The following is a 13,521-nucleotide window of genomic DNA, read 5'->3' as shown; positions in this document are numbered from 1 at the left end:
CGCCGCCGCTGCGCCCAGTGGCCACTGTCGCGCCGCCCCGCCAGGTTCCCGCCAGCCGGATTGTGCTAACCCCGCGCAATGCCGAAGATGCCTATGCCTATTGGGAAGCGCCAGAGGCTCATAAGGCAGATCTGAAGCGCCAGGGCGGACGCGATTTGAAGCTGCGGATTTACGACGTGACAGATATTGACCTCGATCGGCAGCCCGCCCACAGTGTCCAAGAATACGATGTGGCTGAAACCGACCAAGATCGGCATGTGCCCATCATGGTGGGCGATCGCGACTATCTCGCAGAAATTGGCTACACCACCAGCGACGGACGCTGGCTGAAGCTGGCCCGATCCAACTCGGTGCGCGTGCCCACGATCCCAGCGGCGGCTGAAGCAGCTCCTGCTCCGGTCGTGCCACCTGTTGTGCCGCCCGTCGTGCCGCCTGTGGTCGCTCCAGTTGTCCCGCCTCCAGCGGTATCCGTTTCTCCGACAGTACCCGCTCCAGCGCCTACCCCATTGGAACCTGTTATGGATGAACCTGCTGTTGATGAACCTGTCGTAGAAACGCCAGAGCCAGAGACCCCCGCTGTGCCGCCGATTGCTGCGGCTCTGGGTACGGGAGCAACGCTGGCAGCAGGCGCGTCTGCGATGGCAGCGCTGGCCAAGGAAGATGACCAGTCTGCCGTTGAAGCGGCAAAGTTTGACGTGGGGCAAACAGATCTGTCGGCTGAGCGGCTGGCGGATGTGGACACGAATCTACCCGATTTGCCTGATGGCTACGGCGAGAGCCGAATTGTGCTGATGCCTCGCGATCCGCAGTGGGCCTACACTTATTGGGATGTGCCCGATCAACACAAGGCACTCCTGCGAGGTCAGGGCGGACAGCGGCTGGCGCTGCGGCTATACGACGTGACCGATATTGATGCCTATAGCCAGCGTCCCCATAGCGTGCAGCAGTACGACTGTGACGAGCTAGCCCGCGACTGGTATTTGCCCATTCCGGTGAGCGATCGCGATTATTTGGTTGAAATTGGCTATCTCACACCAGATGGTATGTGGCTAGTTCTGGCGAGATCTAATGCGGTTCGCATTCCACCAATCTACCCATCCGACTGGTTTGAGGATCAGTTTATTACGCTGGGTTGGGATGAAGACCGGCGTGGCAAGACCTTCCTGCGGTTGATTCCGCCGGGGCGACGAGTGGCAGACACGGGCAACCCCATCTACGACGAGATTTTTGACATGGCCGAGTCTGCCGAGGCAATGCGTCTGGCGGGTTCGCTCTATGGTTCCATGCAGCAGGTTCCGGCCTCGGTGCAGGGTTCCCATCAGATGGAATCGGGCGCAGCGCTGAGTTCCATGCAGGCCTCTGGGGCAGCCATTAGCAGCTACGTTCACTCAGAATCTGGTGCAGCGCTAAGTTCCATGCAGGCCTCTGGTGCAGCCATTAGCTCGTTTGTTTTCTCGGCTGAAATGGGCCAATGGTCGGGGAAAACCGAGTCTGGCGTGGGCCTATACACTGAGTCGGGTGTGGGTCGATATACCGAATCGGGCGTGGGCATGTCCGGCGTGGGCATGTCCGGCGTAGGTCGATACACCGAGTCCGGCGTGGGCATGTCCGGCGTGGGCCTGTACACCATGTCGGGCGCAGGACTTTATACCGAGTCTGGCGGAGCGCTTTACACGATGTCGGGTGTGGGCCTGTACACCGAATCCGGCGTGGGTCAATATACCGAATCCGGCGTGGGCATGTCCGGCGTGGGCATGTATAGCATGTCCGGCGTGGGCATGTCCGGCGTGGGTATGGGCTACCCGGGGCCGATTAGCTATGCGCGGATGTCGGGCGTAGGGATGTACACCGAGTCGGGCGCAGGTCTGTATACGATGTCGGGGGCTGGGATCTACAGCCAGTCGGGTGTAGGGATACCGAACTTCTCTGGCATTGGCATGTCGGGTGTTGGCTTCTTTGGTTCTATGCCGCCGATCCGGGCGCGGAAATTCTGGCTAGTGGCAGATGCAGAACTGATTATCTACGGCGCAACGGAGCCAGATGCCTCGGTGACCATTGCTGGACGGCCTGTGACGCTGAATCCCGATGGCACATTCCGCTTCCAGATGTCCTTCCAGGATGGCACGTTGGACTTTCCGATTTTGGCGGTGGCGGCGGACGGCGTTCAGACCCGCGCGGTTCATATGCGGTTTAATCGAGAAACGCCAGAACGCCGCACTAATACAAAGGACGAGGCGATGGATCAGCCTTACTAGGGGCTGCTATCAGTTGTCTACCCAAGGTATGGTTTCTTGGGAGATTCAGCCCCTAGCCTGATTTGTTTGGACGGGCGCAATACTGCCGATTCCTCAAGGCTTCTGAGTTTAGTTGATGACGCGCCCTGGGGTTCAGCGTGATCCTTCCTTCAAGACCTTAAAGAGCGCGATCGCCCCGTCTCTGATTCTGGGCTGCCTGGGCGGCCTGCTCAGAGACGCGCTCATAGAGCCGTTCAAGCTGCTGAAATAGACGGCTGCTGCGGTCGATGTCAGTTTCGCAGCCTCGAATCTCTTCGGTCTTCCCGTTCGGGTAAAACCGATAGACGGCTTCTGGCCCATCGGCAGCCAGCAGGCAGAGGTTTGGGATTGGATTGCGGACATTTGCCTCGCTGCGGATCTGGTCAAAATCGGCGCGGGCAATGCGCGATCGCAGTTGTTGCAGGGTTCCTCGGCGGATGCGTCCAGTGGCGCGATCGCCGACGCTGTTGGCATAGCGGTAGCTGCCGTCCGGATATATTGTCACTTCTGAAAAGCAGCCTGGCGGATAGCAGAAGCCACCCTCGCGGCGAACCGTGACCAGAGGAGTTCCGCCCTGGCTAACTGGCTGGGTCGGAGCAGGCCCATTTTGAGCAATGGATAAGCGGTTGGGTGGAGCGGCGATCGCGGCGCTGGCGATCGCCAAACACAGTCCCACAACCCCAACCGTCAATGGCCAAGTTTTCATCCCGAAGCCCTCACAGAAACTCAACACTGCTACCTTAAGTTCCTGCTTGCTTCGGAGTCGTGGAGTTACCAAAACTGAAACTTGCAGACCTCCGCCAGTTCAGACCGAGTTCAGACGATATTGCACCTTCAAGACGCTACTTCGAGCCAAACTTTGCTTTGGCCTGTTCATAGACCTCTTCAGTAATCTGCGTTATGCCGGCCTCTTCAGCAAATTTCTCGATCTTTTTGCGGGCGGCCGGACGCACAAAAAAGGGAATTTCTTTCAAACGGGCTTCGGCTTCAGGAGTCCAGGCGATCGCGCTACTCATAGAAATGGGTTCCACCTGCATTGTTCTGCCCTTCTAGTTTAGGCGCATTGGTTAGGGGATTTGCAGGGTCCTCCGCTGCTTCTTAAGGGAGGCTAGGGGGGATCAAAGGGTTTTAAAACACGCCCTAGGACTGACGCAGATGGACGATTTCTTGAGGGCTGCGCGAGAAATCCTCCAAAACCCAATAGAGCCTATCGCAAGTGCGTAAGTCCTGATCCCGATCCCCTTGTCTGATACACTTTTGACAAGAGGTACACGTCGCTCAAACGACGAAAAATCAAGCAGTTTGGAGGGTATCCGGTGGAAAGTACACTCGGTTTGGAAATTATCGAAGTGGTAGAGCAAGCGGCGATCGCCTCTGCTCGGTTGATGGGCAAAGGGGATAAGAACGAAGCCGACCGGGTCGCTGTAGAAGCCATGCGCGAACGGATGAACAAGATCCACATGCGCGGACGGATTGTGATCGGTGAGGGGGAGCGCGACGAAGCGCCCATGCTCTACATCGGCGAAGAAGTGGGCATCTGCACCCGAGAAGATGCGGCAGCCTTCTGCAACCCTGACGAACTGCTGGAAATCGACATCGCCGTGGACCCCTGCGAGGGCACCAATCTCTGCGCCTATGGTCAGCCCGGTTCGATGGCAGTGCTGGCGATTTCCGAAAAGGGTGGCCTGTTCAACGCGCCCGACTTTTATATGAACAAGCTGGCCGCACCCCCCGCAGCCAAAGGTAAGGTCGATATCCGCAAGTCCGCCACCGAAAACCTAAAGATCCTGTCGGAATGCCTGGATCGGGCCATCGACGAACTGGTGGTGGTGGTGATGAAGCGCGATCGCCACGATGCGCTGATCAAGGAAATCCGCGAAGCCGGGGCCCGCGTCCGCCTGATTACTGATGGCGACGTGTCTGCTGCGATTTCCTGCGCCTTTGCAGGGACGAATATCCACGCGCTGATGGGCATTGGCGCTGCGCCCGAAGGCGTGATTTCTGCGGCGGCGATGCGGGCGCTGGGTGGCCACTTCCAAGGGCAGCTTGTGGCCGACCCCGCCGTCGTGATGACCAAAGAGTGGGCTAACAAAACCAAAGAAGAGAACATTGCCCGCCTCAAGGAAATGAACATCACCGATCCGGATCGGGTGTATGAATGCGAGGAGTTGGCATCAGGTGAAACAGTTCTGTTCGCCGCCTGTGGCATCACCTCCGGCACGCTGATGGAAGGGGTTCGTTTCTTCAAAGGGGGGGCCCGCACTCAGAGCCTAGTCATCTCCACCCAATCCAGAACCGCCCGCTTCGTTGACACCATCCACATGGGCGACAACACCAAATACCTGCAACTGCGCTAAGCTGCAACCCCCCGTCGCTTAATAACGCTCAATTACTGCGAAAGAGTCAGGTTCCGATCTGGCTCTTTTTTAGTACAAGTTTGTAGCGCAAGTTTGTAGCGCAAGTTTGTAGCGCAAGCTTGTAGTGCAAGTTAGCAGTTCACAAAGAGAGTTGGGATCATGCTCTGGCTCATCGGCGGTACGCAGGAAAGCGCGGTGCTGGCGCGAGATCTAGTAGCACAGGGGATAGACTGCGTGGTGACGGTGACGACGGCGGGGGCGCGGCGGCTATATCCAGCCACCGAGCGCTGTCGCGTGTGGGTTGGCAAGCTGACCCCAGAAGCGGTGGGCGAGTTTTTGCAGACGTACTCAGTTCGCGCCATTCTGGATGCGTCTCACCCGTTTGCGGCGGCGGTGTCTGAACTGGCGATCGCCACTGCTGCTGACCTGCACCTGCCCTACCTGCGCTTCGAGCGATTGCCCGTGGAAGGCGTTGCGCCAGGGGAATGGGTCTTTCCCAGTGTCGAGGCGCTGTTGGCAACCGATTTGCTGATCCACGAGCGGGTCTTGTTGACCATTGGCTATCGCTATTTGCCGCTGTTTCAGCCGTGGCAGGATCGGGCCATCCTGTTTGCCCGCATTTTGCCGTCACACGAAGCGCTGGCAGGGGCGATCGCCGCTGGGTTTACCCCTGATCGGCTAATTGCGCTGCGTCCGCCCATTGCTGCGCCCCTAGAAAAAGCGCTCTGGCAACAGTGGCAAATTTCCCTTGTGGTGGCCAAAGCGTCTGGCAGTCCCGGCGGCGAAGACATCAAGCGCCAGGTTGCCGCCGACCTCGGCATTAAACTCGTCACCCTGGCGCGACCTGCGCTGGCCTATCCCCAGGTGACGAGTGACCGGGCGATCGCCCTGGACTTTTGCCGGAGGGCACTAGCGCAATAGATGCCAAACAGCGCTGGAGCCGTAAGGTGCTGGGCTGACCTGATGGCCCCCTCACTCCGCCCGCCCAAACACCCGATCCAGTCGTCGCTGCGCTGCGTCGATGGCCGCTGTGGGCGTATTCTGGTTCAGCAAGACGGATTCTACGGCCCGGCCCAGCGCATCGGAAATGCGGTTATAGCCCGGAACAATGGGGCGCGATCGCCCGTATTGCGTCTGGTCTAGAAACACCTGCACAGCGGGCTGTTGGGTGAGGAAGGTCTGATAGTCCTGGCTCTGGCGCGATTGCAGGTTGACGGGCAGATATCCAGTGGCGATCGCCCACTCGGTTTGAAACGCCTCACTCAGCACATATTCACCAAACACCTGGGCGGCCTGCTCTCGCGCTGGGGTGGAGTGGAAGAAAAACAGATTTTCGCCGCCCGTGCTGGTGGCGGGCCGCAGGCCGGCCGGAATCGGCATCACGCCAAACTCTGCACCCACCTGCCGAAGCTGCCCCAGGGTCCACGGCCCAGTTAGCTGCATGGCCACCCTGCCGGCCAGAAATGCGTCTAGCTCATAGCCCCGCTCTGGCTGCGAAAGAATTGCAGAGCCGTCGTTTACCAGATCTTGCCACAACTGCAACGCGGCGATCGCCCCCGGCGAAGCCACCCGCACCGCGCCCTCTTCTGCCACGATTTCTCCACCACCGCCCCAGAGAAACGGCAGCCACATAAACACCGTCCATTCGCCCTTGCCCAGCGGCAGCAACAGGCCATGCTGATTTTTTTCGGGAATCGTCAGCGCCTTGGCCACCTGGCGAAACGCATCCCAAGTCTGGGGCAAATCGCGAATGCCCGCCGCCGCAAACAGGCTCGGTCGATAAAACACACCGACGTTGTTGGTGCCAAAGGGAATCGACCAAGTTCGCCCTTCCCACTGCATCGACTCGCGCAGCGCTGGGTCAATCTCGGCGGCGACAGGGGAGGTGGAAAGCCAGTCATCGAGCGATCGCAGTGCCCCCAGTTCCACCAGTTGCCCCGTAATCATCGGCGCATACCACAGCATATCCGGGGCTGCATCGCCCACCACCGCTGCCAAAATCTTGGGAATTTGCTGGTCGCCCTGTCCCACATACAGCGCCTCTACCTGGATCTGCGGATGCGCTTCGTTAAACCGATCCACCAGCCGCTGCAACACCTCCCGATTGGACGGTGGATTGACCCCATGCCAAAGCGTCAGATGCGTGATGCCATCGGTCGCCGTCGCAGGCTGGCAGCCCGTGAGCAACAGGAGACTGGTGAGGAGCAGAGCAAAAAGACGCATTGCGGCGAACGGGTAACCAAGGGGACGGAGTGAATCATACTCCAACGCCCTTCTCCTCAGCCCTGCCGAAACGGTAAATCGGCGTTGATCGCCTCAATCTCCTGCTGCTCTAGCTCGTTGACCTCCTGGATGTAGTGATTCAGGATTTGCGACAGGCGCGGTTCATAGAAACGGTGCAGAGAATGATTGGGCGTGGCGGGGAAGCCGCGACGCTTTTTGTGGCGGCCGCCTGCGCCGGGGTCGAAGGTCTGGATGTTGTGGGCGATCGCCCATTCGATTGGCGTGTAATAGCAGGTGTCGAAGTGCAGATTCTCAATCTCTTGCAGCGACCCCCAATAGCGCCCGTATAGCTGATCCCCCTTGGTAAAGCAAAGCGACATGCCAACGGGGTGCTGCGGGTCTTGCTCGGCATAGGCCGCAACCATCACCGTGCGGTGGCGATAGGTGGGATGAAGCTGCTCAAAAAATTGCCGCGTCAGATATTTGCTGCCCCACCAGCCAAACTTGTCGCAGGTGTCGCTATAGAAGCGATACATCAGGCTGTATAAAGCCTTGGGGATTTCATCTCCGGTGTGAACCCGCATCGTCAGCCCTGCTGCGGCGACGGCTTTGCGCTCGCGCTTGATGTTGCGGCGCTGATTGGCGTTGAAGCTGCCGAGATAGTCGTCGAAGGTCTGGAAGCCGTGGTTTTGCCAGATATAGCTGTGGTGCAGCCAGGGCCGAAAGCCGTGCGGCTCGATCATCGGTCGCCAAGTCGGGTCGGCATACAGAAAGTGGCAGCCCGAAATATTGTTGCTGATGCAAAACTGGTCGATCGCCCCCACCATCAGCGCCGTCAGTTCCGCTTCGTCTTCTCCAGGGGCAATCAGAAAGCGGTAGCCCTCCGCTGGGGTAAAGGGCGACATGCCCAAAAGCTTGGGATAGTAGGCGATTCGCAGCCGCTGCGCCAGCTCTGCCCACTGGTGATCAAATACAAACTCGCCGTAGCTGTGGCCCTTAAGATACATCGGCGCGGCGGCAATCAGCGTGCGATCGCGCCAGAGGGTGAGGTGATTGGGCAGCCAACCCGCCTTGGCCGTGGCGCTGCCGGAGCTTTCCAGGTTGTGCAGCCAGTCCCATTCCAAAAACGGCGTTTTGAGCGGTAGTGCCAGATCGTCCCAGGCAGATTGGGGCACTTCGGCGATCGCCTGAATCCAGTTCACAGTAAGGCGGGGGCGAGTCTGTTCGGGCATTTTGGGATTTTAGATTTTGGATTGGGGGCGTTCAGGGTGGGGATAGGGGCGGGGGACGGGTTTCATCTCTGGCGCTTGATTACGCCAGCGCCCGCCATGCTGATACGAAACATCTCTTTACAACGTAGATCAATCTTTCGCTCGATGCAGGCGATAGTGCAGAAAAACTTCTTGGGCGATCGCCTCTACGGAGAGCAGTTCCAGGCGGGGTGCGGCAGTTTCTAACCAGCCAGGGCCGCCGACGGGGGTCGGGGCCGTGCGTCCGCCTAGCAGCAGTGGACAGACGGTAATCCAGAGATCCTCTACGGCATCGGCAGCAATCAGCGCCGCCACCAGTTCGCCCCCACCGCCTAATACCAGACGGTGAATGCCCAACTGGAACAGCAGCGGCAGGGCGATCGCCCAATCCAGCCCGGTCGGAGTTTCCGGCAGGGCAAACACCTGGGCGAATTCAGACCCCGCCTGCCAGCGGTCGGCCCCGGCGGCAGTGGTCAGCAGCCAGCGGGGAACGGGCTGTTTGAAGAACTTGAGATCCGCCTCGAACTGGGCGGTGCGGGAGCAGACGATGTGGACGGGCTGGGGCGATCGCCCTGCTGCCTGCCGCTGCTGGAGCAGGTTGGGATGGGTGATGGGCAGCGTTGTACCGTAGGCCCGCAGCGTCGTTGCGCCAAACAAAAAGCCGTCTGCCTCGGCGAGGCGAGCTTCCAGATGGGCTTTATCGCGGGCAGAGCCAAACCGAGCGGGCGATCGCCCTACGTCTGCGATCTTGCCATCCAGGCTCATCGCCAGTACAACCGTGATGGAGGGCATCGGGCGAAACGAGAGAGACGGGCGTGAGGGCAGTTCTGGTGGATTGCCTGAAATCATGAAAGAGCGCTCTCAAAACCTAAGAAATCAGAAAATTAGTCTATAAAATCAGCCAGGTTCTACGCACTTGTGAGCTATTTTCTGGATTTTGGACGATTTTTCGCGGGCTGCACTCGAGAAAAATCGTCTGATTGCGGAGTTTCTATCCGTTTTTCAGCGTTTGGCAAACTGGCACATGAGCAGACTGGCACAGGAGATGAAGACGGTAAGTTAGACAGCAGATTACAGTTAATTTCGCCTCTGAGTATTTCCGCGAAAGCTTTCCATCTTTATGAAGACTTCAAGAAGTTTGCCTGGTCTGAACAAATCTATGGCTTGGTCAGAAGCAATCAAATCTTAGTGTTTTAAAGTGGAGTATGCCCTTTAGGTCGGGAATCGCTATGCCTGGTGGTCAGCCCTCCTTCCGCCGCTTGCTGCTGATGCGAATTTTGCTGCTTAGCATTCCCATCTTGCTGTTGGGGGTGGCAGTGACGTTTCGTAAGGCCCGCACCAGCCTCCTCGAAACAGCGCGGCAAAACCTGACCGAGAGCGCGATTCGTAAGGGCAACCTGATTCGGAGCAGCATCGACTCGCTTCAAACCAGTCTGGCGATCGCCAGCCAGACCGAAAGCTTGCAAGCTGGGGACATGGCTCAAAGCCAGCTTTTTCTGGAAAAATTGCTGCCCCAACTGCCGGGGGCCCAGTGCTTGCAGTTGACGGATTTGTACACCGATCAAATCGTTGCAAGCACCTGCGGCAGTGAGCCAATCAAGTCGCTCGACGACCATCCCTGGCGCTACCAGCCCGACTCCAGCGCTATTAATCCTTTCCAGAGATCTGTCCTAGATACCGAGCCGCGACGGCGGGTGCGGCAAGAACCAATGAATAGCCAGCTTGATCTGGTGATCAGCACTCCTGTTTACACCAACGATGGCAGGCCCCGCTATAGGCTAACGGTGCAAACGGTGCTGCGACAGATTGAGGTGGCGAAACCCTGGTCGCTGCTGGGCTATACGACGGTGATCGACCAGGACGGGACATTCCTATCACACCCATTTCCCGAAAAGGTAGGACGCAATATTGCCGAAGAGGGCGATCGCGATCGCTTTGAAAACATCCTGGAAAACACCGCCAGGGGCGATGGGGCAGTGCGTCACCTGTTCAACTTTTCGGGCGACAGCACCGAATGGCTGGCAGGCTTTACGCCCATCGAAGTCAGCATCAGCCCCACTGAAAAACGCATCTGGACGGTGCTGGCCGTTACCCGGCTTGACTACGCGCTAGAGGGTCTAAAGTCCATCAGCCAAATCCTGGCGCTGCTGACGGGTGGGCTGCTCACAGCACACATGCTGGCGATGCTCTACATTGCCCGCGATATCTCTCTGCCCATCGAAAAGCTCGGCAAATACGCCCGCCATCTGGATCGGCGCGATGTTAAAGCTCGAATGCCCAAAAACTTTCAGGTGCGCGAGCTAAACCAACTCGCAGACGTGCTAAACAGCATGGTCAGCCGCTTGGAAGATCGCGCCAACGAGCTAGAAGCGGCCTGGCAAGAGGCCGAAGCCGCCAACCAGCTCAAGAGCGAGTTTTTGGCGACGACCTCCCACGAACTGCGAACGCCGCTCAACGCCATCATCGGCTGCATTCGGCTGGTGCAAGACGGCTACTGCGACACCCGCGAAGAGGAACTGGATCTGCTGGAGCAGGCCGATAAGGCAGCAATTCACCTGCTCAAAATCATCAACGACCTGCTAGATATTCGCGGCATCGAGCAGGGTAAGCTGCGGCTCTTTCTAGAAGTGGTGGATCTGCGGCAAATCTTGAAGGAAGTGCTGGAGCTACAGGCGGTTGAAATTCAGCGAAAGCAGCTCCGGCTGACGGCTCCTGATCTCGATGAGCAAATTTTGGTGCGGGCTGACCCAGCGCGGCTGAAGCAAGTGCTGCTGAACGTCGTATCCAACGCCGTGAAATTTACCGACGAAGGCAGCATCACGATCGACATTCGCCGCCACCAAAAGTCTGAGTTTAGCAAGCTGGTCACCGACGGGGTTTCCCTCAATGGAGACGGCGGAGATTTGACAAACCCCAACACCCGCCCCCAAGACTGGATTGTGGTTTCGGTCAAAGACACGGGCATCGGCGTAGACCCAGAACAGCAGGATAAGCTATTTCGCCCGTTTGTGATGGCGGACGGCTCTACTACCCGCAAGTTTGAGGGCACGGGGCTGGGGCTGGCAATCTCGCGCAACTTGGTGGAGCGCATGGGCGGCACGATCGACCTCTACAGTGAGGGACTGGACAAAGGCACGACCGTCGAAATTACCTTGCCTGTGGTGGATGATTCCCAAACCTCAACCTTCGATCCCGACACTAAGGCAGACACCCCAGAGCGCATTAAGGTTAGTTCATAAGGTCGATTGGGCAATGCGTCCTAATCGCGCCAGAGGGCGATGCCGCCCAGTAGTCCTGCAATATTGGGCACGGCCTTGGCGTGGGGGGGCAGGGTGAAGTTGATTTCCTTGGCGTTGCCGCCGCCGAGGTAGAGATAGTCGTAGTTAAACACGCGCTGCCATTGGGCGATCGCCTTTTCTAGCCGTTCGTTCCACTTTTTCTTGCCGCCCTCGTCGAAGGCAGCGCGGCCCAACTGCTGTTCGTAGGTCTGCCCTTTGCGAAACTCGTGGTGTCCCAGTTCCAGGTTGGGCACGAGTCGCCCGTTCAGGAACATCGCCGAGCCAACGCCCGTGCCCAGGGTGATCACCATTTCTACGCCCGTTCCGGCGATCGCCCCTAGCCCCTGCATATCGGCATCGTTGATCACGCGCACAGGCGCTTGCAGCTTTTCGATCAGCACCGTCGCCAGATCTACCCCAATCCAGTCGGGATGCAGGTTCGCGGCGGTTTCTGTGATGCCATTTCGCACCACGCCCGGAAACCCGACCGAAACCCGGTCAAAGGCTTTGCCGCTGGCCAGTCCCAAAATTCCCTGAATCATCGGCCCTGGCTTGGCGGGGTCGGGGGTGGGAATGCGATCGCGCTCTGTCACAGGGTTGCCTGCTTCGTCCAGCACCATCACCTTGATGCCGCTGCCGCCGATGTCTACTGCCAGAGTATGAAGAGGGGGTGTTGTGGTTGTCATGTCGCCTGTTAATCCTTATGAGCAAACTATAGAGGCTGTTTGCGGGCTAAGGCGGCGGATTTAAGGAACTTTGAAAAGTTGGTGCCACAGTTAATCCTCCGGCAGGGCGCTACGAATGAACGTGCCACAAGCGCGGTAAACGCTGACCGAGCACGCCAACATCGCAAATCCAAAATCGCAAATCTAACAAAATCGTCAATCTAACAGGACTTACGCACTTGTTCAGTTTTCTTAGTTTTGGACGATTTCTCGCAGGCTGCGTAAGTCCTATCTAAAATCGAGAATCGATAGCAAACTCAGGCGGCATGGGGATGGGCATGGGCAGCGCAGGCGCATCCGTCGGCTGCCAGCCATAGTCATCGGCGATGCCCGGATATTGCTGGTGAAGTTGGTTCAGCATTTCGCACAGCGTTGCGGCGATCGCCCCTGCCTCTAGTGCTTGCTGCTGAAATTGGGCGTATTGTAAATAGGTCAGCAAACTCATCGCCCCCGTCAGCGTCAGTTGGTTCAGTTCAGAATTAGCGTTCACGGGGAACCTCCTGGGTTCAAGCTATCGCAGATGCACATTAACCCGGCAATGGTTGTCACTAGCCTCTGCCCTCATCTACCCTCACCCTCAATCCATCTCCCAGAGGCGAGGGACTTCCGATCCGGATCTCCTTCTCTTTTGAAAGAAGGGGCCGGGGGATGAGGACAATTCGGGATGCTAGATCTTTGGGATGCTAGATCATCAGATATTGCTGGGTTAACTAAGACACATTGGTCTTACATAAAGTGGTCTTACATAAAGTCATCGAACCGCTAGATGAAGTTTACGCAAAGCATTCCAAAAATCCCCCTCGCGGGGCAGTCTCTTGGCTGAATTTCGCCTGTTTTTGCCCATGCCGACCCTTTTGAAGCTGTTTGGCAACATCCGCAAACCACTTACCCAGGCTCTAGCCCAGCCTCTAACCCAGCCTCGTCCTCGCCGTATCTGGGGGCTGGTTGCCCTGCTTGGCGGCCTGGCAATGGGCTGCACGGTTGCGCCTGTGAACGCCTGGTGGCTGGCGTGGGTGGCGCTGGTTCCGCTGTGGGTCGTGGTGAGGGGGAATTCTGGCTGGGGCGATCGCGCTTCTTCATCCGATTCCCCGCAATCCCCCTTGATAACGAGGACGTTTCGGTGGGGCGATTCCCGTCAAGATTTCTTCGCGAATTGCGCGTTGCTCCCGATCCTCTGGGGCATGGGCTACCACGGCCTCGCCCTCTCCTGGATCGTGGATCTGCACCCGCTCACCTGGATGGGAATTCCCTGGCTGGGCAGCGTGGCGATCGCCCTCTTCGCCTGGGTGTTCATTACTCTCTGGGGCGCAGCCATCCCCCTAGTCTGGAGTTTGGGTTTTTCCCTTGCCGCTCGCTTGTTTCGCCCCACGCTCCCATCCGCCCACCCGCCCACCCGCCCGCTTTCCCTGATTCTG

General features: G+C 58.2%; 11 protein-coding genes and 4 pseudogenes. 8 read left to right on the top strand and 7 right to left on the bottom strand.

Annotated features, from left to right (window positions below):
• Nucleotides 1-17: 17 nt before the first annotated feature.
• From IGS51_RS22475 to IGS51_RS22465, 3 pseudogenes are all read left to right on the top strand, one after another.
• Nucleotides 18-305 (top strand): annotated as a pseudogene (locus IGS51_RS22475) (DUF4912 domain-containing protein); the annotation flags it as partial.
• A 369-nt stretch (nucleotides 306-674) separates the two neighbouring features.
• Nucleotides 675-1,526, top strand: a pseudogene (locus IGS51_RS22470) (DUF4912 domain-containing protein); the annotation flags it as partial.
• A gap of 399 nt (nucleotides 1,527-1,925) precedes the next feature.
• Nucleotides 1,926-2,255 (top strand): annotated as a pseudogene (locus tag IGS51_RS22465) (Rho termination protein); the annotation flags it as partial.
• A gap of 157 nt (nucleotides 2,256-2,412) precedes the next feature.
• Here the strand turns inward: IGS51_RS22465 and IGS51_RS21130 are convergent.
• Together IGS51_RS21130 and IGS51_RS21125 are read right to left on the bottom strand one after the other, a co-directional pair.
• Nucleotides 2,413-2,979: a hypothetical protein gene (locus IGS51_RS21130; protein WP_297080727.1), complete on the bottom strand. Its 567-nt coding sequence runs from the start codon at nucleotides 2,977-2,979 to the stop codon at nucleotides 2,413-2,415.
• A gap of 136 nt (nucleotides 2,980-3,115) precedes the next feature.
• Nucleotides 3,116-3,289, bottom strand: coding sequence for a PCP reductase family protein (locus IGS51_RS21125; RefSeq protein ID WP_172358850.1), 174 nt, complete (start codon nucleotides 3,287-3,289; stop codon nucleotides 3,116-3,118).
• A 300-nt stretch (nucleotides 3,290-3,589) separates the two neighbouring features.
• On the opposite strand from IGS51_RS21125, the gene glpX reads away from it, so the two are divergent.
• Together glpX and IGS51_RS21115 are read left to right on the top strand one after the other, a co-directional pair.
• On the top strand, nucleotides 3,590-4,630 hold the full coding sequence (gene glpX, locus IGS51_RS21120; protein WP_297080726.1) for a class II fructose-bisphosphatase: 1,041 nt from the start codon (nucleotides 3,590-3,592) through the stop codon (nucleotides 4,628-4,630).
• 159 nt (nucleotides 4,631-4,789) lie between these two features.
• Complete coding sequence (locus IGS51_RS21115; RefSeq protein ID WP_297080725.1) at nucleotides 4,790-5,551, top strand: cobalt-precorrin-6A reductase; 762 nt, start codon at nucleotides 4,790-4,792, stop codon at nucleotides 5,549-5,551.
• A gap of 51 nt (nucleotides 5,552-5,602) precedes the next feature.
• On the opposite strand, the gene IGS51_RS21110 is transcribed toward IGS51_RS21115, so the two are convergent.
• The 3 genes from IGS51_RS21110 to IGS51_RS21100 all read right to left on the bottom strand — a co-directional run bounded on the left by IGS51_RS21110 (nucleotide 5,603) and on the right by IGS51_RS21100 (nucleotide 8,952).
• Complete coding sequence (locus IGS51_RS21110) at nucleotides 5,603-6,853, bottom strand: ABC transporter substrate-binding protein (RefSeq protein ID WP_297080724.1); 1,251 nt, start codon at nucleotides 6,851-6,853, stop codon at nucleotides 5,603-5,605.
• Between the two features lie 56 nt (nucleotides 6,854-6,909).
• Nucleotides 6,910-8,085, bottom strand: coding sequence for a GNAT family N-acetyltransferase (locus IGS51_RS21105; protein WP_297080723.1), 1,176 nt, complete (start codon nucleotides 8,083-8,085; stop codon nucleotides 6,910-6,912).
• 129 nt (nucleotides 8,086-8,214) lie between these two features.
• Nucleotides 8,215-8,952: a RibD family protein gene (locus IGS51_RS21100; protein ID WP_297080722.1), complete on the bottom strand. Its 738-nt coding sequence runs from the start codon at nucleotides 8,950-8,952 to the stop codon at nucleotides 8,215-8,217.
• Between the two features lie 69 nt (nucleotides 8,953-9,021).
• Between IGS51_RS21100 and IGS51_RS21095 the strand changes: the two genes are divergently transcribed.
• Nucleotides 9,022-9,300, top strand: a complete 279-nt coding sequence (locus tag IGS51_RS21095) for a hypothetical protein (RefSeq protein ID WP_297080721.1) — start codon at nucleotides 9,022-9,024, stop codon at nucleotides 9,298-9,300.
• Between the two features lie 32 nt (nucleotides 9,301-9,332).
• The gene (locus IGS51_RS21090; protein ID WP_297080720.1) at nucleotides 9,333-11,342 is read left to right on the top strand and encodes a sensor histidine kinase; all 2,010 of its coding nucleotides are present in this window, start codon (nucleotides 9,333-9,335) and stop codon (nucleotides 11,340-11,342) included.
• Nucleotides 11,343-11,362: 20 nt separating this feature from the next.
• Here the strand turns inward: IGS51_RS21090 and IGS51_RS21085 are convergent, their stop codons facing one another.
• Both IGS51_RS21085 and IGS51_RS21080 read right to left on the bottom strand, forming a co-directional pair.
• Nucleotides 11,363-12,067, bottom strand: coding sequence for an ROK family protein (locus tag IGS51_RS21085; RefSeq protein ID WP_297080719.1), 705 nt, complete (start codon nucleotides 12,065-12,067; stop codon nucleotides 11,363-11,365).
• Between the two features lie 271 nt (nucleotides 12,068-12,338).
• On the bottom strand, nucleotides 12,339-12,596 hold the full coding sequence (locus tag IGS51_RS21080; RefSeq protein ID WP_297080718.1) for a hypothetical protein: 258 nt from the start codon (nucleotides 12,594-12,596) through the stop codon (nucleotides 12,339-12,341).
• A 352-nt stretch (nucleotides 12,597-12,948) separates the two neighbouring features.
• Here IGS51_RS21080 and IGS51_RS21075 point away from each other — a divergent pair.
• Nucleotides 12,949-13,521 (top strand): annotated as a pseudogene (locus tag IGS51_RS21075) (hypothetical protein); the annotation flags it as partial.

This window comes from Thermoleptolyngbya sp. M55_K2018_002 (genome assembly GCF_015295965.1).
In the GTDB taxonomy this organism is placed as follows: Bacteria; Cyanobacteriota; Cyanobacteriia; order Elainellales; family Elainellaceae; genus Thermoleptolyngbya; species Thermoleptolyngbya sichuanensis.
Note: the sequence above shows the minus strand (reverse complement) of the source record. Positions and strands in the feature narration are given on the sequence as shown.

What these genes read in the sequence shown, in the direction of transcription:
- IGS51_RS21105 (WP_297080723.1), bottom strand. Translation starts at nt 8,085, where the DNA reads ATGCCCGAACAGACTCGCCCCCGCCTTACTGTGAACTGGATTCAGGCG.
- IGS51_RS21115 (WP_297080725.1), top strand. Translation starts at nt 4,790, where the DNA reads ATGCTCTGGCTCATCGGCGGTACGCAGGAAAGCGCGGTGCTGGCGCGA.
- IGS51_RS21100 (WP_297080722.1), bottom strand. Translation starts at nt 8,952, where the DNA reads ATGATTTCAGGCAATCCACCAGAACTGCCCTCACGCCCGTCTCTCTCG.
- IGS51_RS21130 (WP_297080727.1), bottom strand. Translation starts at nt 2,979, where the DNA reads ATGAAAACTTGGCCATTGACGGTTGGGGTTGTGGGACTGTGTTTGGCG.
- IGS51_RS21085 (WP_297080719.1), bottom strand. Translation starts at nt 12,067, where the DNA reads ATGACAACCACAACACCCCCTCTTCATACTCTGGCAGTAGACATCGGC.
- IGS51_RS21125 (WP_172358850.1), bottom strand. Translation starts at nt 3,289, where the DNA reads ATGAGTAGCGCGATCGCCTGGACTCCTGAAGCCGAAGCCCGTTTGAAA.
- IGS51_RS21090 (WP_297080720.1), top strand. Translation starts at nt 9,333, where the DNA reads ATGCCTGGTGGTCAGCCCTCCTTCCGCCGCTTGCTGCTGATGCGAATT.
- IGS51_RS21110 (WP_297080724.1), bottom strand. Translation starts at nt 6,853, where the DNA reads ATGCGTCTTTTTGCTCTGCTCCTCACCAGTCTCCTGTTGCTCACGGGC.